Origin of the sequence: Massilia phyllostachyos (assembly GCF_021044825.1) — a bacterium.
Classification (GTDB): Bacteria; Pseudomonadota; Gammaproteobacteria; order Burkholderiales; family Burkholderiaceae_D; genus Telluria; species Telluria phyllostachyos.
Genome location: NZ_JAJNOC010000002.1, coordinates 90,754 through 115,745 on the forward strand (window position 1 = coordinate 90,754; position 24,992 = coordinate 115,745).

Annotated in this window: 23 protein-coding genes; 16 read left to right on the forward strand and 7 right to left on the reverse strand. The window is 67.8% G+C overall.

From position 1 onward, the window contains the following. Positions 1 to 59: 59 nt before the first annotated feature. The 10 genes from LQ564_RS07425 to LQ564_RS07470 all read left to right on the forward strand — a co-directional run bounded on the left by LQ564_RS07425 (position 60) and on the right by LQ564_RS07470 (position 9,533). On the forward strand, positions 60 to 968 hold the full coding sequence (locus tag LQ564_RS07425) for a LysR family transcriptional regulator (RefSeq protein ID WP_231057478.1): 909 nt from the start codon (positions 60 to 62) through the stop codon (positions 966 to 968). 225 nt (positions 969 to 1,193) lie between these two features. Next, the gene (locus LQ564_RS07430) at positions 1,194 to 2,621 is read left to right on the forward strand and encodes an SLC13 family permease (protein ID WP_231057479.1); all 1,428 of its coding nucleotides are present in this window, start codon (positions 1,194 to 1,196) and stop codon (positions 2,619 to 2,621) included. Positions 2,622 to 2,648: 27 nt separating this feature from the next. Then, on the forward strand, positions 2,649 to 4,316 hold the full coding sequence (gene mdcA, locus LQ564_RS07435; protein ID WP_231057480.1) for a malonate decarboxylase subunit alpha: 1,668 nt from the start codon (positions 2,649 to 2,651) through the stop codon (positions 4,314 to 4,316). 22 nt (positions 4,317 to 4,338) lie between these two features. Beyond that, positions 4,339 to 4,653 (forward strand): malonate decarboxylase acyl carrier protein, encoded by a 315-nt coding sequence (mdcC, locus tag LQ564_RS07440; RefSeq protein ID WP_231057481.1) that lies wholly within the window; start codon positions 4,339 to 4,341, stop codon positions 4,651 to 4,653. Beyond that, positions 4,650 to 5,555, forward strand: coding sequence for a biotin-independent malonate decarboxylase subunit beta (locus LQ564_RS07445; RefSeq protein ID WP_231057482.1), 906 nt, complete (start codon positions 4,650 to 4,652; stop codon positions 5,553 to 5,555). Before mdcC ends, LQ564_RS07445 begins: the two co-directional genes overlap by 4 nt. 2 nt (positions 5,556 to 5,557) lie before the next feature. Then, a complete protein-coding gene (gene mdcE, locus LQ564_RS07450) occupies positions 5,558 to 6,286 on the forward strand; it encodes a biotin-independent malonate decarboxylase subunit gamma (RefSeq protein ID WP_231057483.1) in 729 nt (242 codons plus the stop codon). Then, entirely contained in the window at positions 6,270 to 6,950 is a 681-nt protein-coding gene (mdcG, locus tag LQ564_RS07455; RefSeq protein WP_231057484.1) for a malonate decarboxylase holo-[acyl-carrier-protein] synthase, read from the forward strand. The genes mdcE and mdcG overlap by 17 nt, the downstream gene beginning before the upstream one ends. Positions 6,951 to 7,428: 478 nt before the next feature. Beyond that, positions 7,429 to 8,316 carry a triphosphoribosyl-dephospho-CoA synthase MdcB gene (mdcB, locus tag LQ564_RS07460; protein ID WP_371873439.1) on the forward strand — a complete coding sequence of 296 codons (888 nt, stop codon included), beginning with the start codon at positions 7,429 to 7,431 and terminating at the stop codon, positions 8,314 to 8,316. Beyond that, positions 8,291 to 9,247, forward strand: coding sequence for an acyltransferase domain-containing protein (locus LQ564_RS07465; protein WP_269143477.1), 957 nt, complete (start codon positions 8,291 to 8,293; stop codon positions 9,245 to 9,247). Before mdcB ends, LQ564_RS07465 begins: the two co-directional genes overlap by 26 nt. A 145-nt stretch (positions 9,248 to 9,392) precedes the next feature. Then, positions 9,393 to 9,533: a hypothetical protein gene (locus tag LQ564_RS07470; protein WP_231057486.1), complete on the forward strand. Its 141-nt coding sequence runs from the start codon at positions 9,393 to 9,395 to the stop codon at positions 9,531 to 9,533. Between the two features lie 99 nt (positions 9,534 to 9,632). On the opposite strand, the gene LQ564_RS07475 is transcribed toward LQ564_RS07470, so the two are convergent. Both LQ564_RS07475 and LQ564_RS07480 read right to left on the reverse strand, forming a co-directional pair. After that, positions 9,633 to 10,172, reverse strand: a complete 540-nt coding sequence (locus LQ564_RS07475) for a DUF6438 domain-containing protein (protein WP_231057487.1) — start codon at positions 10,170 to 10,172, stop codon at positions 9,633 to 9,635. Positions 10,173 to 10,219: 47 nt separating this feature from the next. Then, complete coding sequence (locus LQ564_RS07480) at positions 10,220 to 10,792, reverse strand: DUF6438 domain-containing protein (protein WP_231057488.1); 573 nt, start codon at positions 10,790 to 10,792, stop codon at positions 10,220 to 10,222. Between the two features lie 43 nt (positions 10,793 to 10,835). Between LQ564_RS07480 and LQ564_RS07485 the strand changes: the two genes are divergently transcribed. Beyond that, positions 10,836 to 11,423, forward strand: a complete 588-nt coding sequence (locus LQ564_RS07485) for a GNAT family N-acetyltransferase (RefSeq protein WP_231058123.1) — start codon at positions 10,836 to 10,838, stop codon at positions 11,421 to 11,423. 218 nt (positions 11,424 to 11,641) lie between these two features. Here LQ564_RS07485 and LQ564_RS07490 read toward each other — a convergent pair whose 3' ends face one another. Continuing rightward, positions 11,642 to 12,775, reverse strand: a complete 1,134-nt coding sequence (locus LQ564_RS07490) for a GNAT family N-acetyltransferase (RefSeq protein WP_231057489.1) — start codon at positions 12,773 to 12,775, stop codon at positions 11,642 to 11,644. 61 nt (positions 12,776 to 12,836) lie between these two features. On the opposite strand from LQ564_RS07490, the gene LQ564_RS07495 reads away from it, so the two are divergent. From LQ564_RS07495 to LQ564_RS07515, 5 genes are all read left to right on the forward strand, one after another. Further along, positions 12,837 to 14,885 carry an NAD(+) synthase gene (locus tag LQ564_RS07495; protein ID WP_231057490.1) on the forward strand — a complete coding sequence of 683 codons (2,049 nt, stop codon included), beginning with the start codon at positions 12,837 to 12,839 and terminating at the stop codon, positions 14,883 to 14,885. Positions 14,886 to 14,900: 15 nt separating this feature from the next. Next, positions 14,901 to 15,239, forward strand: coding sequence for a P-II family nitrogen regulator (locus tag LQ564_RS07500; RefSeq protein WP_231057491.1), 339 nt, complete (start codon positions 14,901 to 14,903; stop codon positions 15,237 to 15,239). Positions 15,240 to 15,394: 155 nt separating this feature from the next. Further along, positions 15,395 to 16,861: an ATPase domain-containing protein gene (locus tag LQ564_RS07505; protein ID WP_231057492.1), complete on the forward strand. Its 1,467-nt coding sequence runs from the start codon at positions 15,395 to 15,397 to the stop codon at positions 16,859 to 16,861. Beyond that, positions 16,858 to 18,507: an ATP-binding protein gene (locus tag LQ564_RS07510; RefSeq protein ID WP_231057493.1), complete on the forward strand. Its 1,650-nt coding sequence runs from the start codon at positions 16,858 to 16,860 to the stop codon at positions 18,505 to 18,507. The genes LQ564_RS07505 and LQ564_RS07510 overlap by 4 nt, the downstream gene beginning before the upstream one ends. A gap of 92 nt (positions 18,508 to 18,599) precedes the next feature. Further along, positions 18,600 to 20,216, forward strand: a complete 1,617-nt coding sequence (locus tag LQ564_RS07515; protein ID WP_231057494.1) for a mucoidy inhibitor MuiA family protein — start codon at positions 18,600 to 18,602, stop codon at positions 20,214 to 20,216. Here LQ564_RS07515 and LQ564_RS07520 read toward each other — a convergent pair. From LQ564_RS07520 to trxB, 4 genes are all read right to left on the reverse strand, one after another. Next, the gene (locus LQ564_RS07520; protein WP_231057495.1) at positions 20,213 to 20,818 is read right to left on the reverse strand and encodes a trimeric intracellular cation channel family protein; all 606 of its coding nucleotides are present in this window, start codon (positions 20,816 to 20,818) and stop codon (positions 20,213 to 20,215) included. The two genes, LQ564_RS07515 and LQ564_RS07520, sit on opposite strands and share 4 nt — an antisense overlap. A gap of 80 nt (positions 20,819 to 20,898) precedes the next feature. Next, positions 20,899 to 23,055, reverse strand: a complete 2,157-nt coding sequence (locus LQ564_RS07525; protein WP_269143491.1) for an ATP-binding protein — start codon at positions 23,053 to 23,055, stop codon at positions 20,899 to 20,901. Between the two features lie 124 nt (positions 23,056 to 23,179). Further along, entirely contained in the window at positions 23,180 to 23,848 is a 669-nt protein-coding gene (locus tag LQ564_RS07530) for a Smr/MutS family protein (RefSeq protein WP_231057497.1), read from the reverse strand. 14 nt (positions 23,849 to 23,862) lie between these two features. Then, positions 23,863 to 24,828 carry a thioredoxin-disulfide reductase gene (gene trxB / locus LQ564_RS07535; protein WP_231057498.1) on the reverse strand — a complete coding sequence of 322 codons (966 nt, stop codon included), beginning with the start codon at positions 24,826 to 24,828 and terminating at the stop codon, positions 23,863 to 23,865. Positions 24,829 to 24,992 lie beyond the last annotated feature (164 nt).

The following is a 24,992-nucleotide window of genomic DNA, read 5'->3' on the forward strand; positions in this document are numbered from 1 at the left end:
GGTGTACGGCCGGCCACCCTACGGTATCCTCATACGTAACCACATCAAAAAGGGATTCCATGCGCAGCCGCATCAGCGACGACATCACCTTCCGCAAGCTCGAAGTCCTGCTCGCCTACATGGAGGGCGGCAACCTGAACGCCGCCGCGCGCATGCTCGACATCAGCGCGGTGAGCGTGCACCGCGCCCTGCATTCGCTGGAAGAGGCGATGAGCTGCCAGCTGTTCAGCCTGCAGGGCCGCAACCTGATCCCGAACGAGGCGGCCCAGGTACTGGCCGACGTCAGCCGCGACGTGGTCAAGCTGATGGCAGACGGCATCGCCGCCACCCGCTCGGCGGCCGGCTACTCGGCCGACCACCTCAAGATCGGCTCCCTGTATTCACTCACCACCGGCACCATCCCGAACGTCATCATCGGCATCAAGCTACGCAAGCAGGAGTTGGAAACCGAACTGGTGCTCGGCTCGAACGCCGACCTGCTGAACAAGCTCAAGCAGAACGCGATCGACGCCGCCCTGATGGCGGTGCCCGACCCCGACCCGGACGTCGAATCGATCCCGCTGTTCGAGGACGAGGTTTTCTTCGCCGCGCCGGCCGGCTCGCCCTATGCCCAGATGAAGGAAGTCGACCTGCGCGAATGCGCAAGCGAAAAATTCGTCTGCCTGCGCGACGGCTTCGTCACCTTCAGCGGTTTCCAGGAAGCCTTCCGCATCGCCGGCTTCGCGCCCACCATCGTCACCCGCGTGGGCGACATCTTCTCGTTGATGAATCTGGTCGGCGCCGGCATCGGCTACACCCTGCTGCCGGGACGGGTGCGCGACGCCTTCGGCGACCGGGTCCAGCTGATCCCGCTAAAGGCGGACTTCCACATGCGCCAGACCATCGGCCTTTCCTTCCTGCGGGTGCGCGAACGCGACCCGAACCTGCTGGCGCTGGCGGCCGTCTGCCGCATGCTCAAGCACGCTTGAACACCGGCCGCACGATCACGTTCAGCCTCGATAGTTCCGCTGAAAGTAAACGTCGCACGGCGAGCCTAATTGATCGCATGCGGATTCGGCGCTACCTTTACGTCACAAAATAGCATGACAAAAGAGCACGCCCGGCCGGCTGTACCACCGGACCAGGCATGCATTTGGAGACGTATTACCAGCGGCACAGCACGACTGGCGCCGCGCCTTGGAGGAGCAAGCCCCATGTCTTCGCACATGATCGCAATCTGCGTGCTGGCCCTGATGTTCGTCATCGCCACCGCGCTGCCCATCAATATGGGCGTCATCGCCTTCGTCGGCGCTTTCCTGGTCGGCTCCGTCGTGGCCGGCATGCAGGCCAAGGCCATCATGGCGGGCTTTCCCGCCGAACTGTTCCTGACCCTGGTCGGGATCACCTTCCTGTTCGCCCAGGCCCAGAACAACGGCACCATCGACTGGCTGGTGCGGCTCGCGGTGCGCGCGGTCGGCGGACGCATCGCCGCCATTCCCTGGGTGATGTTCGCGATCACCGCGGTGCTGACGTCCGTCGGCGCGGTGAGCCCGGCGGCGGTCGCCATCATCGCCCCGATCGCGCTCGGCTTCGCCGCCAAGTACAACATCAACCCGCTCATGATGGGCATGATGGTGGTGCACGGCGCCCAGGGCGGCGGCTTCTCGCCGATCAGCATCTACGGCGGCATCACGAACAAAGTGGTGCAGGAAGCCGGCCTGCCGATCTCGGAGCTGACCACCGCGCTGACCAGCCTGGGCGTCAACCTGGCGGTGTCGGCGGTGTTGTTCTTCGTCTTCGGCGGCATGAAGCTGATGCGCCAGACCGCGCCCAGGGGAGCCACGAGCGGCGGCGGCATCGGCATCTCGCCCTTCGGCCCGCCGGTGGCGGTGGCCGCGCAAGGCCCGCAGATCTACGGCGACGCCGAGAACGAAGCGGCCAGCGAGGAACGCCTGACCGCCCAGCGCTCGGCCTCCGCCGCGGCCGGCGTCGGCGGCACCCAGGGCACCGGCGGCGTGGCCGGCGCGGCGCGCGAAGCGCTCGACAAAGGGCCGGACCTGCACCAGGTCGTCACCGTGGTCGGCCTGATCGCGCTCGCCGTCCTCACCCTGATGTACAAGCTCGACATCGGCTTCGTTGCGATCTCCATCGGCCTGCTCATTTCGCTGCTGTCGCCGCAGGTGCAGAAGCGCGCCATCGGCCAGGTGTCCTGGCCCGAGATCATGCTGATCGTCGGCGTCTCTACCTATGTCGGCGTGATGCAGAAGATGGGCACCATCACCTGGGTCGGCGACAGCGTCGCCAGCCTGACCTCGCCGCTGATGGTGGCGCTGCTGCTGCTCTTCGTCGGCGCCATCGTGTCCGCCTTCGCCTCGTCGACCGCGGTGCTCGGTTCCCTGATCCCGCTGGCCGTGCCCTTCCTGGCGTCCGGCACCGGGGTCGACCCGATCGGCTTCATCGCCGCCATGGCGGTGGCGTCCACCATCGTCGACGTCAGCCCGTTCTCGACCAACGGCGCCCTGGTATTGGCCAGCGCCCAGCACATCGATCGCGACGTGTTCCTGAGGCAGCTGATGATCTATGGCGGCATCGTCACCCTGGTCGCGCCGGTGGTGGTGTGGCTGTTGTTCGTGGTGCTCTGAATCGTAGTAGGAATCAAAGGAAATCGTATGAATGCTGTCGAAGGCCGCTGGTCCACCCAGCAACGCAACCGCGGCGAACGCCTGGCGCGGGCCAGGTCCGCGCTCGGGGCCGAGCTGGACGGCAAAGTCGTCCAGGCCACCCACATTGTCGAGCTGCTGCACGCCGTGCTGGAGCCGGGCGACCGCGTCTGCCTCGAGGGGAACAACCAGAAGCAGGCCGATTTCCTCGGCAAGGCCCTGACGCGGCTCGACCCGGCCCAGGTCAACAACCTGCACATGCTGCTGTCGGTGCTGTCGCTGCCCGAGCACCTGGACGTGTTCGAGAAGGGCATCGGATCGCGCCTGGACTTTTCCTTCTCGGGGCCGCAGGCGGGGCGCCTGGCCAAGCTGGCGCAAAGCGGCAAGCTGAACATCGGCGCCATCCACACCTACCTGGAACTGTTCTCGCGCTATTTCGTCGACCTGACCCCGCGCGTGGCCCTGGTGGCGGCCGAGATGGCCGACCGCGAGGGCAACCTGTACACCGGCCCGAATACCGAGGACACCCCGGCCATCGTCGAAGCCACCGCGTTCAAGAGCGGCATCGTGATCGCCCAGGTCAACCAGATCGTCGACAAGCTGCCGCGCGTCGACATCCCGGGCGGCTGGGTCGAGTACGTGGTGCAGTCGCCGGCTCCGTACTACATCGAACCCTTGTTCACGCGCGACCCGGCCCTGATCTCGGAAATCCAGGTCTTGATGGCGATGATGGCGATCAAAGGCATCTACGCGGAATACGAGGTCGAGCGCCTGAACCACGGCATCGGCTTCGATACCGCCGCCATCGAACTGCTGTTGCCGACCTATGCGGCCGACCTTGGTTTGAAAGGGAAAATCGCCCGTCACTGGGCCCTGAACCCGCACCCGGCCCTGATTCCCGCGATCGAGGCCGGCTTCGTCGAATCGGTCCATTCCTTCGGCTCCGAGCTCGGCATGGAAAACTACATCCGCGCGCGGCCGGACGTGTTCTTCGTGGGGCCGGACGGCTCGATGCGCAGCAACCGTGCGTTCTCCCAGGCCGCCGGGCACTATGCTTGCGACATGTTCATCGGCTCGACCCTGCAGATCGACTTGCAGGGCAATTCCTCGACCGCGACCCTGGGCCGTATCGCCGGCTTCGGCGGCGCCCCGAACATGGGCGCGGATGCGCGCGGCCGCCGGCACCCGAGCGCGGCCTGGCTCAAGGCGGGCAGGCAGGCGCGGGAAGGGCGCAACACCATCCCGCGCGGCCAGAAGCTGGTGGTGCAGATGGTCGAAACCTTCCGCGAGCACATGGCGCCGGCTTTCGTGGAAAAACTGGACGCCTGGCAGCTGGCCGAGCAGGCCGGCATGGCGATCCCGCCGGTGATGATCTATGGCGACGACGTCACCCACATCCTGACCGAAGAGGGCATCGCCAACCTGCTGCTGTGCCGCAGCGAGGAGGAGCGCGAGCAGGCGATCCGCGGCGTGGCCGGCTACACCCCGGTGGGCATGGGCCGCGACAAGCGCATGGTCGAGAACCTGCGCGACCGCGGCGTGATCCGGCGCGCCGAGGACCTCGGCATCGACAAGCGCCTGGCGACCCGCGATCTGCTGGCCGCCAAGAACATGAAAGGCCTGGTGCGCGCATCCGGCGGCCTGTACGAGCCGCCCAAGCGCTTCAGGAACTGGTAGTAGCAGTGATCAAGGAGTCTGAATGGAAACCCTACATTTTCGCTTCGAGGCGGGCACGCGTCCCCTGGCTGGCAATCCGCAGCTGGTCGGCGTGGTCGGCTCGGGCAACCTCGAGGTGCTGATCGAGCCGGCGCAACTGAACGGCGCCTGCGAGATCGAGGTGCGCACCGCAGCAGTCGGCTTCGGCGCCACCTGGGAGGCGGTGATGGCCGACTTCCACGCGCGCTGGCAATTGAGCGACGCCCGCATCAGCATCAACGACATGGGCGCCACGCCCGCCGTGGTCGGCCTGCGCCTGGACCAGGCGGTCGAATCGCTGACCGGAGGCACGCCATGAGCAGCTACCTGGAACTCACCGCACGCCAGCGCATCCCGGCGATCTTCGACGCCGGCTCCTTCGAGGAATTCCTGCCGCCGAGCGCACGGGTGGCCAGCCCGCACCTGGCCCAGCTCGACGCCCCGGTTTCCTTCGACGACGGCGTGATCGTGGGACGCGGCAAGCTCGACGGCTTGACGGTGTTCGGCGCGGCGCAAGAGGGCGCCTTCATGGGCGGCGCGGTCGGCGAGGTGCACGGCGCCAAGCTGGTCGGCATGCTGCGCCGGGCGGTCGATGAAGGGGCGGATGCGGTCGTGCTGCTGCTGGAGTCCGGCGGGGTGCGCCTGCACGAGGCCAATGCCGGCCTGATCGCGGTGTCGGAAGTGATGCGCGCCATGCTGGACGCGCGCGAGGCCGGCATCCCGGTCGTCGCCCTGGTCGGCGGCTCGAACGGCTGCTTCGGCGGCATGGGCATCTCGGCGCGCTGCGCCAACGCCGTCATCATGTCGGAAGAAGGGCGCCTCGCCATGTCCGGCCCCGAGGTGATCGAAACCGCCAACGGCGTCGAGGAATTCGACTCGCGCGACCGCGCCCTGGTCTGGCGCACCACAGGCGGCAAGCACCGCTATCTGATGGGCGATTGCCAGGCGCTGGTGCCGGACGATACGGCGGCATTCCGCGCCGCCGCCATCCAGGCCATCGCGGACATCAAGGCCGCCGGCAGCCGCCTCAGCCTGGAAGAACTGCTCGGCGAGCAGGCCATGCTCGAGCGCCGCATCACGCTCAGCGAGGGCCTGGCGGAACCGATGGATATCTGGCGCCGGCTCGGCATCGCGGAGCCGGCCACAGTGCCGATGCTGGACGCCGACGCCTTCATGGCGCTGGCGAGCCGGCACCGTGTGCAGGCCGGGAAGGGGGAATAGGAATGGATTGGCACCAACTTGCAACGCAGCTCTTCCCCGAAGGGCAGGACATCGTCGAGCACGAGCACTTCCTGTCCGGCAGCGCCCAGGTCGAGGGCAAGACAGTCGACGTGATCGGCACCACCGGCCACGTCCCGATCGGCATCGAGATCGCCCTCAGCCAGGCCCGCGCCATCCTGCGCACCGTGCAAGAGCATCCGGGACGGCCGATCCTGATCCTGGTCGACACCGTCGGCCAGCGCCTGCGCCACCGCGACGAAATGTTGGGCATCAACAGCTACATGGCCCACCTCGGCAAATGCGTCGACCTGGCGCGCCGCAAGGGCCACACGGTCGTCGGCCTGGTCTACGACCAGGCCTTGAGCGGCGGCTTCATCACCAGCGGCCTGATCGCCAGCAGCTGCTACGCGCTGCCGCAAGCGACCATCCGCGTGATGGGGCTGCCGGCGATGGCGCGCATCACCAAGGTGCCGGAGGAACGCCTCACGGAACTGGCCAGGGACAACCCGGTGTTCGCGCCGGGGCCGGAAAACTACCTGCGCATGGGCGGCCTGCACGGCATCTGGCAGGGAGAGCAGGAAGGAAGCCTCGCCGCCGAGCTGTCGCGTGCGCTTGCCGACAGTCCCGTGGAAGACGTGCGCATGGCATTGGGACGCGAACGCGGCGGACGCCAGCTGGCGCAGCCGGTCGCGGAAGCGGTCAGGACGGGCAGCCATGTTCGCCCGGCATGACCTGGTCTGGCTGACCCACCGCGGCTGGGACCGCGTGCGCGCCGGCGCACCACAGGAAGCCCGCAGCGCGCTCGACGCCTGGCGCGACGCCGGCTGGCCCGCCGTGGTGCGGCGCGCCGAGACGGCGCTGGCCGCCAGCGAAGTCGCGATCGGCTTCGCCATGCCGCCCCGGGAGGAGGACGGCGGCAAGCTGCGCCTCGCCTGCCGGGTCGAATTGTCCGACGTCAAGCGCCGGACCCGCGCCTTGCCCCTGGTCGGCGCCCTCGACGCCGTGCCCGAGGAATGGCGCGACGCCCTGGCGCGCCTCGAACAGGAAGCGGCCGGCGCCGGGCTCGGGCTGGCGGTGTACGGCTCGGTCGCCCTGGAGGCGCTTACCGGCCAGCATTACGTACGGCCCGAATCCGACATCGACCTGCTGCTGCGTCCCCTGAGCCGTGCGCAGCTGATGGCCGGGCTCGACCTGCTCAACGCCCACGCCGCAAGCTTGCCGCTCGACGGCGAAGTCGTGTTCCCCGACGGCCGCGCCGTGGCCTGGAAAGAACTGCGCGCCGCCTTCGAAAGCGCCCCCGGCACCCGGGTGCTGGCCAAGGCGCTGGAACGGGTCGCCCTCGTCAAGCCCGAGGAATTGATCACGACACTGGAGGACGGCGCATGCCTGAACTAACCGCCTCGCTCGCGCCGCACGGAATCCCTCACATAGTGCTCGAGATGAGGCGCTCCATGTTGCAACTACCATCCTCCGCTCCGTCGCACCGGCGCAGGCCGGTGCCCAAGTCCGCTGCGCCGTCGCGGCCCAATCTCTTGCCACCAGTGCCTACTCCGTCGCACCCGCGCAGGCCGGTGCCCAATGTCGTCGCACAGCCGAAAACCAACCACCTCCCACAACCGCCCGCCCCGTCGCACCCGCGCGGGCGGGTGCCCAATGCCGTCGCCCAGCCGAAAACCACCCGACTTCCACAAGCACCCGCCCCGTCGCACCCGGGCAGGCCGGTGCCCAATTTCGTCGCATACTCGCCACGCGTGACCTTGCCCAGTCCAATCATCCTGACGAACTGGTCGCCGGCGAACACAACCCCGCCTTCCGGCAATCGTCAGCTCGACGATGACGCTGCGAGAGCGAACACGACAGCATGGGCCGTCCGATGATGCTTCTCCACCATAGTACAAGCGCCAGTGGCGTACCAAGCGCCCACCGCGACCGACAGTTCTGCCACCACGTCGCCCGCCTCGCCGTACGTAGCCTCTATGTGGAACTAGCCTTGTACCCAAAGCCCGGCCTTGTCTCACTCGTCGACAACGGCAGCCACGACGACATGACGGCAGCAACCTTCCTGCGCAGCATGTTCTCCCTGCGCCGCTATTTCCTGGATATCGCCCAAGCCGGCATGGCGGGCGCACCTTTCTTCGAACTCAAGCGCCTGGGCATCGCCGCCGAGGCCCGCATGCTGCGCGCCACCGCCGGCATCAACACCCACCGTGGCGCCATCTTCTGCCTCGGCATGCTGTGCGCGGCAATCGGCCGCTGCCAAGCTGAACGGACACCCTTGACCCCAGGCGCAATCCGGGCCGCCCTGACAACGCACTGGGCCGCCGCACTCGGCGCCCACAGCGTCGACACCGGCACGCAATCGCATGGCGCCAAAGCCCTGCTGCGCTACGCCGCCAGCGGCGCGAGAGAAGAGGGCGCACGCGGTTTTCCTGCCGTATTCGAAGTCGGCCTGCCGGCCCTGCAGCGCACATTGCGCGAGGGACGCGGCATGCGCCGGGCCCGGATCGACGCGCTGTTCTCCCTGATGGCCAGCATCAGCGACACCAACGTCTACCACCGCGGCGGCATCAATGGCGCCTTGACCGTGCGCAGCGAGGCGCGCGCCTTCGTCGCCCGCGGCGGCAGCGCGGCGCCGGACTGGGAAGCGCGGGCGCTGGCCTGCCACCGTCGTTTCGTCGCGGCGCGCCTGTCGCCGGGCGGTGCGGCCGATCTGCTGGGCGCGGTCTGCCTGGTGCATGCCGTCTGCGGCGGCGAGGGTTGACGTGGCAGGCAGGCTGTTGATCCTCTGTCCCGGCCAGGGTGCGCAACACCCGGGCATGTTCGACATGGCGCGCGCCGATCCCGCCGCCGCCGTCCTGCTGGACGCCTGCTTCGCCGACGCCGCACTCGCGCCCGTGCTCACCGGCGTGGCCGACGGCGCGTCCCTGTTCGCCAACCGCGTCGCCCAGCCGGCGATCGTGGCGGCGACATTGGCGATGTGGGCGGCGCTGCGCGAGACCGTTCCCGCACCGGCGCTGGTGGCCGGCTACAGCATCGGCGAACTGGCGGCCTACGGCGTCGCCGGCGCGCTCGCCCCGATCGACGCGGTGCGTCTCGCCGCCGAGCGTGCAGGGTTGATGGACGCCTGCCTCGACACCGGTGCGGCGCAGGGCATGGTCGCCGTGTCCGGCATCCCGCTCGAAGCCATCGAGGTCTTGCTCCAGCGATTCGGCTTTTTCCCGGCGATCGTGACCGGCGAGGATGCCCTGGTCGCCGGCGGCCCGGCCGCGGCGCGTGAGGCGTTGGCGCTAGCCGCCGCCGATGCGGGCGCCCGCGCCACCGTGTTGCCGGTCGAGGTCGCGTCGCATACGCCCTTGCTGCAGGGAGCGGTGGCGCCGTTCGCCGGATTGCTGGCGCGACAAGCCTGGAGCGCACCGGTGTGCCCGGTCCTGTCCGGCATCTCGGCCGAAAAGGTGGACAATGCCGGGCTCGCTACTCGCGTGCTGTCGCGCCAACTTGCCGAGCCGATCCGCTGGATGGACTGCATGGACGCCGCCGGCGAGGCAGGGGTAACCGTCGCGCTCGAGCTTGGCCCCGGCGCGGCCATGTCGCGGATGTTGCAAGCACGCAACCCAGGCATCGCATGCCGTTCCGTTACCGAATTCCGCTCATTCGACGGGATACGCTCCTGGCTAGGGAGGCGGCTCGAATAACATTCACCAGGTCGATATCTGGTATTGCAAATCAGAATTGGAAATTGCTTCGACTGAGCTCTATAACGGTAGGTGTCGATCGCATGTGCGATCAAACCGTTGCGCGGGGCCGCTCGAATGGGCTCCGCACCAGAAGGAGTCGAGCATGAAGAACTTGTTCCACAACGTCGCCCGTGTGCTGATGTCCGCCGCCAATGGCCGCGCCCTGAACGTGCTGCGCAAGCAGGCCGAGCTGTCCAAACCCTTCCACGTCGAGTTCCGCTCGAACGCGGGCGGTTGGAACTAAGCCAGCACATCATCCCTCCTTGCCGCATGCCGGCAAGGGTAGGAAATCAAGAAGGGCCGGATTCGCACCATGCGATCCGGCCCTTCTGTTTCGCGCCGCCTACCTCGCCCCGGCAATCGGCTGCGCCTGCCCGACGATGAACGCTTGCGTACCGGCGATCCGGTCGATTGTGTCCGCCAGGGCGTGGATCCGCGCGGACGGCACCGCGGGCCCCGAGCAGCCGGTGTAGTAATTCACGCGCAGCAATCGTCCCGTGCGCTTGACGCCGATGGTGAGCGAGGGCGCGTCGGTAACGAGATCCCGGCAACCATCATTCGCGTCCTGGAAGCTGCCGCCCAGCGTTTCGAAGCGGGCCGCCTGGACCGCCGCCGCCAGCTGTGTCACGGCGTGCGGGGACAGGCGGGCCTCGTGGGTGCCCGTGGTTTTCACATGTTCTTCGCCGGTGTAGCGCACGCGGCCATCCGCGAACACGTCGATTTCGTACACCGGGCATGTCCCGTAGCACGCCGACCGCGCCAGGTACACGACCTCGAATCCCCCGGTGGGCCAGTGCGCCTGCCGCCAGGGCGGAACGCCGTCCGAGCAGCCGGACAGCAGCAGCGCCGCAGCGGCCGCAAACCATGTCGCTTGAATTCTCATGCGCGCATCATACCGTGTTGGCGTGCCGTGGCGCTGCAACGGCAGGGCTACCACGCCGCCCCGGCCGTCTCGCCGTTCTGCGGACGCAAGCGCTTGCGCTGTTCGAGCAGCGCGGCCGTACCGGTGACCTTGTCGATCGCGTCGATCAATGCACCGATCCGCTCCGTCGGAACGCGTGGGCCGAGGCAGCCGGTGTAGAGGTCGACGCTCTTGTTGCGATGACCGCTGGCCCGGGTCAGGCTGATACTGAGCGTCGACGCGTCCATGTAGGTGTATTCGCAACCGTCGGTCCGGTCCCGGTAGCGGTCGCGCATATCGTCGAGACGCGCCGTACGCAAGGCGCCGGCGATGCTGTCCAGGGCACGGCGGTCGATGCGCGATGCGTGGGCGCCGCCCGTGAATTCGAACTCCGGGCCGGAGTGGCGCACCCGCCCGTCGGCAAAGATCTTGACTTCGAATACCGGGCAGCCGCGATAACAGCCCGACTGTTCCACCGTCAGCGCATCGAAGGCCGTGAACGGCGCCGGCCCCTTGCGTCCGCGCTGGCCGGCATCCGAACAGGCCGACAGCAGCAATGCTGCCGCGGCAGCGGCAGCGAACGGGTGTGCGCGTGATCTCATCCGCCCATCATACCCCGGCCGCCAGTGGAAAAGCGTGACAAACATGCCGCGCCATGTCGCTATACTCGACGACTGGACGCGCAAGGAGACGGCTGACGGCATGCAGTGCTCGATACGACCTTATCGAAAGGCGGACCGCGACGCCGTCGACCGCGTGGCGCTGGCCGCCTTCTCCCAATACGCCCACGCCTACGCCGACTGGCCGGCGTTCAGCGCGCGCACCTCGGAACTGGCAAGCCAGGCCGAGCTCCTGGTCGCCGACATCGACGGCGAGGTGCTGGGCGCGGTCCTGCACCTCGCCCCCGGCAAGCCGCGCAGCGCGATCTTCCCGGATGACTGGGCCGTGATCCGCATGCTGGTCGTCGCGCCCGGCCAGCGCGGACGCGGCATCGGCCGGCAACTGATGGCCGCCTGCCTGCGCCACGCCCTGCGCGACGGCGCCCCGGCCGTCGGCCTGCACACCAGCCCGATGATGGCGACCGCGTTGCGTCTCTACACCACCCTCGGCTTCACGCGCGACCGCGATCTCGATCCGATCGGCGGCGTCGCCTACGGCCGCTACGTGCTGCCGGCCGAAGCTCTGCCGGCGGCGCTGGAGCAGCTGTCGAACTGGCCGGCAGCCGGATCCTGACTCAGGCCGCCGACAGGTCCCCGTACCTGGCCAGGATGTGCCAGACCTTCTTCAGCCCCTGCGAATCATGACGGCCGGTGTGCGCCGCCGCCGCGCCGATCAGCGCCGCATCTAGCCAGTCCGAACAGCCCGCCCGTGCTGCGGCCGCGCACGAAGTCGATCGCGGCAGCCTGGCAGGCAGTCAACAGGGAAGGCGTGGGCGCCATGCGCCCATCATATCAACGCTTGAACGGATTGCGCTCGTCCAGCTCGTCCATGTAGTCGTCGATCCCGCCTTTCTCCCGCTCCAGGAAGCGCTCGATCGCATCCGCGAACGCCGGGTGCGCGAGCCAGTGCGCCGACCAGGTGCGGGTCGGCAGGAAGCCGCGCGCCATCTTGTGCTCGCCCTGGGCGCCGCCCTCGAAAGCCCGGATGCCCTGCTCGATGCAGAACTCGAGCGGCTGGTAATACGCCGCCTCGAAGTGCAGGCAGGGCACGTGTTCCAGCTCGCCCCAGTAGCGGCCGAACAGCGTGGTCTCGCTGTGGATCACGAGCGATGCCGCGATGTCGCGCCCGTCGCGCGAAGCGATCACCAGCAGGATGTTGTCCGGCATGGCGCTGCCGATGCGGCGGAAGAAATCGAGGTTCAGGTAGGGCGTCGAGTAATGCGCCTGGTAGGTATGCCGGTAGCAGCGGTTGAACAGCACCCATTCGGCATCCGTGACGTCGCGCCCGCGCACCCGGCGCAGCGTGACGCCGGCCTCGCGCACCTTGCGCCGTTCGGCGCGGATGTTCTTGCGCTTCTTCTGCTCGAGCGTCGCCAGGAACTCGTCGAACGAGGCATAGCCCTGGTTCAGCCAGTGGAACTGCACCCCGCTGCGCAGCATGAAGCCCGCCTCCCGCAGCTGGCGCGCCTGGTCCTCGGGCGGGAACAGCACGTGGGTCGACGAGACCTCGGTCGCGTTCTGCGTGGCCACCAGCACGTCGACCAGCGCCGCGCGCGCCGCGCCGTCGACCGCCATCAGGCGCGGTCCGCTGACCGGCGTGAACGGAATCGCGGACAGGAGCTTGGGGTAGTACTCGACCCCGTGCCGCTGGTAGGCGTCGGCCCAGGCCCAGTCGAACACGTATTCGCCGTACGAGTGGCCCTTCACGTACAGGGGCAGGGCGGCCGCCAGCCGCTCGCCGTCGAACAGCACGATGTACTGCGGCTGCCAGCCGCTCTCCGGCGCCGCGCTGCCGGATTCGTGCAGCGCGTGCAGGAAAGCGTAGGACAGGAAGGGATTGGGATCGTCCTGCGTGGCGACCAGCGCATCCCACTGGTCTTGCCCAATCTCGGACAAGGAAGAAACGATATGCGTGCGATAATTCAAAATGACATCCCTAAGGAATTGATGAGCTGCGCCTTCATGCGCACCTGCGAAAGACTCACCAATGAACAAGCAATTCTTCAATCTCTATACCCACCACTTCGCCCGCGTCGCGGTTGCCATCCCGCGCATCCGCATCGCCGACCCGGCCTTCAACGTCGCCCAGACCCTCGCGCTGGCGCGCCAGGCCGCCGACGATGGCGCGGTGCTGGCCGCCTTTCCGGAACTGGGCCTGTCGGCCTACAGCTGCGAAGACCTGTTCCACCAGCGCGCGCTGCTCGACGGCTGCCTTGCCGGCCTGGCCCAGATCGTCGAGGCCTCCAACACGCTGCCGCTGGCCCTGGTCGTCGGCCTGCCGCTGAAGGTCAACCACCAGCTGTTCAACTGCGCCGCCGTGGTCGCGAATGGCCGGGTGCTGGGTGTGGTGCCCAAGAGCTTCTTGCCTAATTATGGCGAATTCTACGAATCCCGGCAGTTCAGCGCCGCGGATTGCGCGGCGGTGGACCAGGTCGACCTGTTCGGCGCCACGGTTCCATTCGGTCCGAACCTGCTGTTCGAGGTCGAGAACCTGCCCCTGCTGCGCTTCCACGTCGAGATCTGTGAAGACGTCTGGGTGCCGATCCCGCCGTCCTCGTTCGCCGCGATGGCCGGCGCCACGGTGCTGGTCAACCTGTCGGCCTCGAACGTCGTGGTGGGCAAGAGCGGCTATCGCCACCAGCTGGTGAGCCAGCAGTCGGCGCGCTGCATGGCGGCCTACCTCTACACCTCGGCCGGGCGCGGCGAGTCGACCAACGACATGGCGTGGGACGGCCAGTCGCTGATCTACGAAAACGGCGACCTGCTGAACGAATCGGAACGTTTCAGCGACGATTCGCACGTCATCCACGCCGACGTCGACCTGGACCGCCTGTCGAACGCGCGCATGCACGCCACCACCTTCGCGCAATCGGTGCGCCGCCATGCCGACGAGGTGGCGAAGTTCCGCCTCGTGCAGTTCCAGCTCGACCTGCCGCTGGACAAGGAGATGCCGCTGTCGCGCACCGTCGAACGCTTCCCCTACGTGCCGGCCGACGCCGCGCGCCGCGACGAGCGCTGCCTCGAGGTCTACAACATCCAGGTGCAGGCCCTGATCCAGCGCCTGTCCAGCACCGGCATCAGGAAGGTCGTGATCGGCGTCTCCGGCGGGCTCGATTCGACCCACGCGCTGCTGGTCTGCGCCAGGGCGATGGACCGCCTGGGTCTGCCGCGCACCAACATTTTGGCCTACACCATGCCGGGATTCGCCACCAGCGAGCGCACCCTGCACCAGGCCAATGAGCTGATGCGCGTGGTCGGCTGCAGCGCCCAGCTGATCGACATCCGGCCGAGCTGCATCCAGATGCTCAAGGACCTCGGCCACCCCTACAGCGAGGGCAAGCCCGAATACGACATCACCTTCGAGAACGTGCAGGCGGGCGAGCGCACCAACCACCTGTTCCGCCTCGCGAACTTCCACAACGCGATCGTGATCGGCACCGGCGACCTGTCCGAGCTGGCGCTGGGCTGGTGCACCTACGGCGTGGGCGACCACATGTCGCACTACAACGTGAACGCCAGCGTGCCCAAGACCCTGATCTCCTACCTGGTGCGCTGGGTCGCCGAGACCGGGGCCGTGGTGCGGGACGGCGCGGACGTCCTGATCCGCATCCTCGAGACCGAGATCAGCCCCGAGCTGGTGCCCGGCGACGACAAGGACGGCAAGCCGGCCCAGATCACCGAGAACACCATCGGCCCCTACGAGCTGCAGGACTTCAACCTGTACTACACCCTGCGCTACGGCTTCAAGCCGAGCAAGGTCGCATTCCTTTCCTGGAGCGCCTGGCACGACCGCGAGCAGGGCAGGTGGCCGAACGCCGCCGGCGCGCACAGGCAGTACGACCTGGCGGCGATCAAGAAGAACCTCGGCATCTTCCTGTGGCGCTTTTTCAAGACCAGCCAGTTCAAGCGCACCTGCGTGCCGAACGGGCCGAAGGTCGGCAACGGCGGCTCGCTGTCGCCGCGCGGCGACTGGCGTGCGCCCTCGGACTCCGAAGCCACGGTGTGGCTGGATGACCTGAACAATATCCCTGACTGAAAAGAGAGACAAAGCATGAAACAGATTACCTGCGTGATCAAACCCTTCAAGCTCGACGAGGTGCGCGAGGCGCTGGCGGACGTGAACGTCACCGGCCTGACGGTGACCGAAGTAAAGGGCTTCGGCCGCCAGAAGGGCCACACCGAGCTGTATCGCGGCGCCGAATACGTGGTCGACTTCCTGCCGAAAGTGAAGATCGAGGTGGTGGTCGATGACGGCATGGCGGACGGCGTGGTCGACGCCATCATCAAGGCGGCGCGCACCGGCAAGATTGGCGACGGCAAGATTTTCGTTCAGAACGTCGAGCAGGTGATCCGCATCCGCACCGGCGAGACCGGACCGGATGCGGTCTGAGGCCGTCACTGGGGCCTGAAGTTTGTAGGCATTATCCGGCGTCGTGACGGGCGAGCCGCTCAAGCGGACGGGCCAACAGCTGAGTTATGATGGAGGCAAAATTACATAATTGACAATATTGATTGTCAGTGTGCTTCCACTTTATTGAGCATGCCATGAGCGACCTGGAAAAAATTCACACCGGAATTCCCGAGCTCGACCTCGTCCTGCGCGGCGGGCTGCCGAAGCGGCGCATCCACCTCATCGAAGGCCGTCCGGGCACGGGCAAGACCACCATCGGCCTGCGCTTCCTGATCGACGCCGCGGAGAAGAGCGAGCGTTCCCTCTACATTTCGCTGTCCGAGACCGTCGAGGAGCTGCAGGCGACTGCGCAGAGCCATGGCTGGTCGCTGAACGGCATCGCCTTGCGCGAGGTGGTGCCGGCCGAAGCGCAGCTCGAACGACAGCAGAGCGTGCTGTTTCCTTCGGAAGCGGAGCTGAGCCAGACCATCGACGCCATCATGGCGGCGATCACCGAGCTGCAGCCGGAGCGGGTGGTGATCGACTCGATGTCGGAGCTGCGCATGGTCGCGAACGATCCGATGCGCTACCGGCGCCAGATCGTGGCGCTCAAGCGTTTCCTGCTGCAGCAGGAATGCACCACGCTGCTGATGGACGACCTGACCGACGAGCCGCGCCAGTTCGACCTGCAGGGCACCGTGCACGGCGTGATCACGCTCGACCAGCGCGAGCGCGAATTCGGCGCGGCGCGGCGGCGCCTGCGGGTGGTCAAGATGCGCGGCGCCGAGTTCCAGAGCGGCTGGCACGACTTCGCCATCACGTCGCGCGAAGTGTATGTCTTCCCCAGCTTGATCGCCGAAGAACACCAGGGTGAGCGCAGGCGCGAGGCGGTCACCAGCGATGTCGCCGAACTCGACGCCATCCTTGGCGGCGGACTGGTGCGCGGCACGTCGGCCATGATCCTGGGCCCGACCGGAGTCGGCAAGTCTTCGCTCGCCCTGCAATACGCCAATGTCGCGGCGGAACGCGGCGAGCAGGTCGCCTACTTCGCGTTCGACGAGACCAAGGACACGCTGCTCGACCGCGCCAGCGGCTTGTCGATGCGTGCGTCCGAGGCGATCGACGCCGGCAAGGTGTACTGGGAGCGGATCAACCCGACCCGCATCACCCCCGGAGAGTTTATCTGGAAGGTGCGGCGCCAGGTCGAAGACCACGGTGCCGCGGTGGTAGTGATCGACAGCCTGAATTCCTACATCGAGACCATGCAGGAAGAAGCGTCTCTGATGCTGCAGATGCACGAGCTGCTCAGCTACCTGGCGAACCAGGGCGTGCTCTCGCTCCTGATCGTCAGCCAGAGCGGCCTGCTGCAGGACGTGCGCGACACGCTCGACGTCGGCTTCATCAGCGACACCGTGATCCTGCTGCGTTACTTCGAGGCGGAGGGCGCGATGCGCAAGGCGATCTCGGTGATCAAGAAGCGTCCGGGTCACCATGAGACGACGATCCGCGAGTTTTCGCTGACCAGCCGCGGCGTGCAGGTCGGCGCGCCGCTGGAAGACCTGCAGGGCGTTCTCACCGGCGTGCCGCGCGTGGCCGCCGAGGGCGCGCGCCACGCGCCATGACGGATCCGCGCAAAGCCGGCTGGGATGTCGTCGCCGCCGTCTGCGCGCCTTTCGGCCAGGACGGCCAGGCGCTGGCGGAGCAGCTCGAGGCATGGGGCGCCCGCGCGCGGCCCTGCGGCGACGGCGAGACGCTGGCGGCCGCGGTGCGCGACGCCGCCCTGACCGTGCTGCTGGTCACCGACGATGCGCTCGAGGCGCACGCGGCGCCGCTGGCCGAGGGCTTGCGCGAACAGCCGTCCTGGTCGGACCTGCCGATCATCGTCTTCAGCGCCCAGGCCAATAGCGGCGGTTCGCTCGAGCAGTGGGCCTTCCTGCGCCAGTTCGCCAACCTGACGGTGCTGGCGCGGCCCAGCCCGGCCAACGTCCTGCGCGCGGCCTTCGACGCCGCCTGCCGCGCGCGCGCCTGGCAGTTCACGGTGCGCGAGCAGATGCAGACCCTGTCGGCCGCCGCCGCCCTGCTGGAACAGCGGGTCCTGGAACGCACCGCCGAACTGTATGCCGAAGTCGAGACCAGGAAGCGGGTCGAGAGCGCGCTGAACGAATCGCGCAAGCTCGAAGCCATCGGCCGCCTGACCGGCGGCGTGGCCCACGACTTCAACAACCTGCTGCAGGTGATCCAGGGCTCGACCACCCTGCTGCCGCTGGTCGAGCCGGGCGGCGAACGCTTCCAGCGCGCCCTGCACGCGATCCAGCGCGCCGCTTCTCGCGGCGCCAAGCTGACCCACCAGCTGCTCGCCTTCGGGCGCCGCCAGGCCCTGGCCGGCGGCGTGCTCGACCTGGCGCGCCAGCTGGAAGAGATGCGCGACCTGCTGCAGCAGTCGCTGCGCGAACAGATCCCGCTCACCCTCGACATCGAAGCCGGCCTGTGGCTGGCCGACGCCGACCTGACCCAGCTGGAGGTGGCGCTGCTGAACCTGGCCGTCAACGCCAAGGACGCGATGCCGCGCGGCGGCGCGGTCACCATCGGCGCCTGCAACCTGACGCTGCCTTCGCCGAAGGTGCCCGACACCGAGCTGCGCGGCGAATTCGTGTGGCTGACGGTGGCCGACACCGGGCCCGGCATGGCGCCGGAGGTCGCGGCCCAGGCCTTCGATCCCTTCTTCACGACCAAGCCGGTCGGCGCCGGCACCGGGCTGGGCCTGAGCCAGGTCTACGGCTTCGCGCGCCAGTCGGGCGGCACGGCCTGGATCGACAGCTCGCCGGACGGCACCACGGTCTCGATCCTGCTGCCGCGCAGCCGCGCCAGCGAGGCGCAGGGCAAGGTGGAGGCGGGCGAGCCGGCCGGCATGGTGACGGTGGCGGGTGCGCGCGTGCTGCTGGTCGAGGACGACCCCGAGGTCGCCGATGCGACGCTTACCCTGCTCGACAATCTCGGCTGCAAGGCCACGCTGGCGCGCGACGCCCAGGAAGCGCTGCGCCAGCCGCTCGATCGCTTCGACCTGCTGTTCTCGGACGTCGTGATGCCCGGGGCCCTCGACGGCATCGGCCTGGCGCGCCAGGTGCGCGAGCTGCGGCCCGCGATGCCGATCCTGCTCGCCAGCGGCTACGTGGTGGCGCCGGAGCGGCTGCAGGGCCTGTCGATCAGCGTGCTGGCCAAGCCGTACACGCAGGAAGAATTGCGCAAGGCGCTGGGACGGCTGTTGTAGGGTATGAGCCGCGGGCCCGGTGACATTTCGTGGGTATTGCCACGCCCGCCATCTGCTACGCTCGTGGGACAATCCTTACCCAGAGCGTTCCCATGGCATTCATACAGCGGCACGGCGCCATCATCCTGACCCTCCTCGCGTCCGGCGCTTCGGCCGCCGACGCCCCCATCCAGAGCGTCACCCTCTACCCCGGCAGCGCCACCGTCGAGCGTAGCGTGCAGGTCAGCCCCGGCATGACCCAGGTCGAGATCACCGGCCTGCTGGCCAACTTCGACACCGGCACCGTGCGCCTGCAGGCCGACCCCGGCATCCAGGTCGGCCAGGTTCTCACGCGCGACCAGGGCCAGGCGGACAACCCGAGTCCGCGCGCGGCGGAGCTCGAAGCGAAAATCCAGTCGCTCGAAGACCAGGTGGCGCTGATCGACGCCGAAGCCAAGGCGTCGCAGGTGGTGCAGGGCTACCTGGAGCGCCTGGGCGGCGCCGACACCCCGGCGGGCCGGCCGGCGCCGGTCGATCCGAAGGCGCTGGCGGGGACGCTCGACGCCATCCGCAAGGGCGCCAGCGAAGCCTTGCTGCGCGTGCACGCGGGCGAAGTCAAAAAGCGGGCATTGACCAAACAACTCGAGGTGCTCAGGCGCGACCTGGCCAAGGCCAATGCCGCGACGCGCGAGAGCCGCACCATGACGGTGGCCGTCGCCGCGAAGCAGGCCGGCCGCATCGTGCTGAGCTACCAGGTCAACCGCGCCGGCTGGAAGCCGGCCTACCGCGCTTCGCTGGATTCGAACGCGTCGACGGTCGACATCGAACGGATGGCGACGATCTCGCAAAAGACCGGCGAGGACTGGAGCCGCGTGAAGCTGCGCCTGTCGACCGGCCAGCCGAACCTGTCGGTGAACGCGCCCGATCCCTCGCCCTGGCTCCTGAGCTGGCAGCCGCCGCTGCCGCTGATCGGCGAATCGCGCAATATCCGCCCGGCCTACGCGCCGGCGCCGCCGGCCCCGCCTGCGCCGGATGCCCGTGCCCGGGTCGCGGTGAGCGGATCGCGGGTGGCCGACGACTACATCGCGCCGGTGCTGGAAACCCAGGGAGGCTTCACCACCGAGTTCGAGGTGCCGGCGCGGGTCGACCTGGCCTCGGACGGGCGTGAAATCTCGGTGGCGCTGTCGCGGCAAAGCGTGCCGGTGAAGCAGAGCGTGCGCATCGCGCCGCGCTACTACCACGAACTGGCGGTGGTGACGGCGGATGCGCCGCGGCTCGACGGTGTCTGGCTGCCCGGCCAGGTGCAGCTGCGCCGCGACGGCGCCTACGTCGGCGCGCTGCACTGGCGGCCCGGGGACAACGAGCGCTTCTCGCTGGCCTTCGGCCGCGATCCGCTGGTGCGCGTGGTGGTCGAGAACCGCAACGAGAAGTCGGGCGAGAAGGGTCTGTTAGTGCGCGACAACGAGCGCCGCATCGCCGACAGTTACGTGGTGACGAACCTGCATCGCACGCCGATCGACATCCTGGTGCTGGAACCGACCCCGGTGAGCGAGTCGGAGCAGGTGCAGGTGAAGGTGGCGCTCGGCCCGCAGCCGACGCTGAAGGACTGGCAGGCGCGCCGCGGGCTGGTGGGCTGGGAGCGCAGCCTCAAGCCCAACGAGACGGCGCGCTTCGACATGGACTACACGATCGGCTATCCGAAAGAGGGGACTGTCAGCGGCCTGCGCTAGCGGCCCATGCGCAGGTCGAACTTCCAGGTAATCAGGCGCAGGCCGCTGATGAACAGGGCGCTCGACCACAGCGCGAAATCGTGCTCGGCGCCGTACTTGCCCATCAGGAGGAACATCCAGTTGCCAAGGAATGCGCAGATGGCATAGGGTTTCCCGTCGCGGAACACCATCGGCACCTCGTTGCAGACGATGTCGCGCAGGACGCCGCCGAAGATCCCGGTGATCACGCCCATCATCGAGGCGATGAAGATCGGCATGTTGGCGTCCAGCGCGGCCGAGGTGCCGGCGATCGAGAACAGGCCCAGGCCGACGGCGTCGGCGATCACGATCAGGCGTTCGGAGACGATCTGGCGCAGGGTGCGGATCAGGGGCGAGGCCACCAGGGCGAGGACGAAGATCAGGATCGCGTATTCCTGGTGGATGACCCAGAACAGAGGGCGGCGGTCGAGCAGGATGTCGCGCAGCGTGCCGCCGCCGAATGCGGTGATGAAGGCCACCGTGAAGACACCCACCAGGTCCATGCGCTTGCGCCGGGCTTCGATGAAGCCGGAAAAGGCGCCGACCAGGATCGCCATGATTTCGATGAACTTGATGAGGGTCATGCGGTGAACGGTAGCCCGAGGTGTTGCTAGACTACCATGCGGATGTGCATGACGGTAGGGTGGGCGGTCCTCCGCCCACCCTACAGCAGCGGAAGGCGAACCGAGAAGATGACTTCGCCGTCGTCATGGCGGTAGGTGATCTCGCCATGGTGCTCGCGCACGATCTGCTGCGCGATGTAGAGGCCAAGGCCCATGCCGGTGCGGTTGCGCGGGTTGTTCAGCGAGGCCCGCTTGAAGGGGTTGAACAGGGTCGCGGCGACGTCCGGCGGGATCTCGGCGCCGGCGTTGCTGACGTCGATGACGGCCTCCCTGCCTCGGGTCGTGACGCACACGCGCACCGGCTTGCCCGGCTCGCCGTGGTGGCGCGCGTTGCTCAGCAGGTTGGACAGGACCTGGCCCAGGCGGCCGCCGTCGGCGTTCACCATGGCGCGTTCGTCGCAGACCAGCTGGAACGGGATCGCCGGATAGGCCAGGCGCGCCTCGTCGATCAGGTCTTCGACCAGCGCCCTCAAGTCGGTCGGCTCGAGCGTCACGCCCAGTCCCAGGCCGCCGTCGATGCGGCTCATGTCAAGCACCTGGCTGATCATGCGCTGCATGCGGCTGGTGGAAGACTGGATGCGGCGGCCGATAGTCGGCTGGCTGTTGCCCTTTTCGATGACCATGCCGGCCATATTGATCGAGTGGAGCGGGTCGCGCAGGTCGTGCCCGAGCATCGCCAGCAACTGGGCGCGCGTGGCCTCCGTCTGCGCGCGGCGCGAGGCCATCACCCGCACCAGTTCGGCCAGGGTCAGGCGCGCGTTGGCGACGATGGTCGGCTCCCATGGATGGGCGTGGCCGCGCACCGTCTCGAACCAGGCGTCGAAGGAACCGCGCGGCGTCAGGCGCTCGCCCAGCGGGCCCATGGCGACGATCTTCTCGGGACGGCCGCCCCAGGCGACCTGCTCGATCTGCTCGACGCGCAGCACGATGTTCCAGCCACCGGACGCCGGGTCGAAGGGCAGGGCCAGCATGCCGACCCACTTGCCGAGCCGCTCGCGGATCGCTTCCGGCCAGTCGGCGCGCTGCTCGCGCACCAGCAGGTCGTGACCGGACTCGGGCAGGGTGGCGACGATGGCCTCGGCCAGCTCGCGCGGCAGGTCGCCGTGGACGCGCAGCTTGCCGTAGTAGCTGGTGACCTGGGCCTGCGCATCCGTTACTTCCACCATCGCGTCGGCGAAGCGCTCGAAGGTCTCGAGCGGATCGTCCTCGATCAGGAGGTCTTCGATCAGCTTGGTGCGGGTCGAGGCCGAGCGTTCGATCACCTGGGCTTCGGAGCGCGACTCGAGGCTGTGGATGGTCGAGGCCATGACCTGGGCCAGCACGTCGGCCGCCATGCGGATCGAGTAGGGCACCAGCTTGGGCGCCATGTGGTGGCAGGCGATCAGGCCCCACAGGCGGCCGTTGATCACGATCGACACGCTCATCGAGGCGCCCACGCCCATGTTCTTCAGGTATTCGATGTGCACCGGCGAGACGCTGCGCAGCACCGCGTAACTCATGTCGAGCGGCGCCGCATCCGGCGCGCCGAGCAGCGGCACCACGGTGTCGCCGATGTCGACGATCGAGCGCAGGGTGTTCAGCACGTACAGGCGGCGCGCCTGGGTCGGAATGTCCGACGCCGGGTAGCGTTGGCCGAGGTAGGGCACGATGTCGTCGCGGCGGCTCTCGGCCACCACGTCCCCGCTGTCGTCCGGGCGGAAGCGGTAGGCCATGACGCGGTCGAAGCCGGTGAACTCGCGGATCTGGTCGACCGCGCTGGCAAGCAGGCCCTCGATCGACTTCTGGCGGCGCAGGCGCTCGATCGAGCCGTGCGCCTTCACCGCGAACAGGGTGACCTCGTCGGCCGGCGCCTCGCGGCGCTCGAATTCGACGATGACGCGCCCGCAACCGGCATGGACGATGCAATCGAACTCGGCGCCCTGGACGCTCACCGGCACCATGGTCGGCGTCGTCTCGCCGTCTTCGGGGTCGATGTAATCGACCATCAGTTCGAGCGCGGCTACCGGCAGCGCCAGGGCGGAGTAGGGCGATCCGAGCGCCAGTTCGATGCCGAGCAGCGCGGGGGCGTTGGCGCTCCAGCCCGCGAGGGCGCCATCAGCGCTGAAGAAGAGAAGGGCGCCGTGCGACTGGATCGATCCGGGGATGTGGATCGGCTCGTCTGCGCAATTCAACAGGTCGACCTGGCGACCGTGCTCCATCGGCACCACGATGTTTCCCTCCACGCGCCACCCTTTCTCGTCAATTCCGGCAAATTCCGGTGCTCAGCATTTTACAATGAATGACAATTGCTTGACGCAACTTTTACGACTTACGTTGTCACAATTAGTCAACGAGGGCGGCACGCAGCAGAACGACCAGGGCGCCATGGCCGCCGTCCTTCTTGCCGGCCACGCAAAAGGCGACCACCTCGCTCTTCTGCACCAGCCAGCTGTGCACGATCCCGCGCAGCACCGGCTGTCCCTTCGGCGACCCGTAACCGATACCATGGACGATGCGCACGCAGCGCACGCCACGCCGGTTGGCGCGCGACAGGAAATCGGTGACGGCGTCGCGCGCCTGGTCGCGGTTCATGCCGTGCAGGTCGAGCTCGTCCTGCACCGGCCAGTGGCGCTTGCGCAGCTTGCGCACCACGTCGGGGCCGACGCCCGGCTGGGCGTAGCTGAGCGACGGATCCTCGTCGAGCAGGCCGTCGACGTCGAACAGGTCGGACAGCGACTCGCGCAGCACGGCCTCGGTTTCCTCTTCCTCGGTGAGAGGCTTGCGGTCCTGGAAGGCGCGCTCGGAGGCCACGTAGACCGGGCGGTAAACGTAGCGGTCGGATTCGGGCAGCTTGTGCACGCCTTCCATCGCGCCGCGGAACTCCACGGCGCGTTCTTTTGCGATGCGCTCGCGCTTTTCGCGCGCGGCTTGTTCGATGGCGCGCAGGCGCTCGTCTTCCGCGAGCTTGTCGCGCAAGCCCTTGAGGTCAGCAAAGTCTTTCATGCCCGCCATCGTACTCCTGCCGCTTATTTCGGATCGTCTTCCAGCGCTTCCAGGTAGCGCTGGGCGTCGAGCGCGGCCATGCAGCCGGTGCCCGAGCTGGTGATCGCCTGGCGGTAGATATGGTCCTGCACGTCGCCGGCCGCGAACACGCCCGGCACGCTGGTGGCGGTGGCCATGCCTTCGGTGCCCGATTTGGTCTTGATGTAGCCGTTGTGCATCTCGAGCTGGCCTTCGAAGATGCCGGTGTTCGGCTTGTGGCCGATCGCCACGAACAGACCGTGCACGGTCAGGTCCTTCGATTCGCCAGTGCCGGTGGACTTCAGGCGCAGGCCGGTCACGCCGCTGTCGTCGCCCAGGACTTCGTCCAGGGTGTGGTTCAGCTCCAGCACGATCTTGCCTTCGCCGACCTTGTGCATCAGGCGGTCGACCAGGATCGGCTCGGCGCGGAACTTGTCGCGGCGGTGGATCAGGGTGACCTTCGAGGCGATGCCGGCCAGGTACAGGGCTTCCTCGACCGCGGTATTGCCGCCGCCGATGACCGCGACTTCCTGGTTGCGGTAGAAGAAACCGTCGCAGGTGGCGCAGGCCGACACGCCCTTGCCCATGAAGGCTTGTTCCGAGGGCAGGCCGAGGTACTGGGCCGAGGCGCCGGTGGCGATGATCAGGGCGTCGCAGGTGTATTCGGCACTGTCGCCGACCAGGCGGATCGGCTTCTCTTGTAGGAAGGTCGTGTGGATGTGGTCGAACACGATCTCGGTATTGAAACGCTCCGCATGCTGCAGCAGGCGCTGCATCAGTTCCGGACCCTGCACGCCCAGCGGGTCGCCCGGCCAGTTCTCGACGTCGGTCGTGGTCATCAGCTGGCCGCCTTGCTCGACGCCGGTCACCAGCATCGGCTGCAGGTTGGCGCGCGCGGCGTACACGGCGGCGCTGTAGCCGGCGGGACCGGAACCGAGAATCAGGACTTTGGCGTGTTTGGTAGTCGTCATGGGAGCTTATCGTAAAGAGATGAACATGCGGAAACTGGGGGCGGCCTGCGCCGGAATCAAGGGCTGAATGCGACAGGCGAGCAACACAAGATTATAGTCGATGATGCACGCGAGCATGAATCGTAGGCCAGCCCAGCGGTATATGGCTTAGAATGGGCGGATTG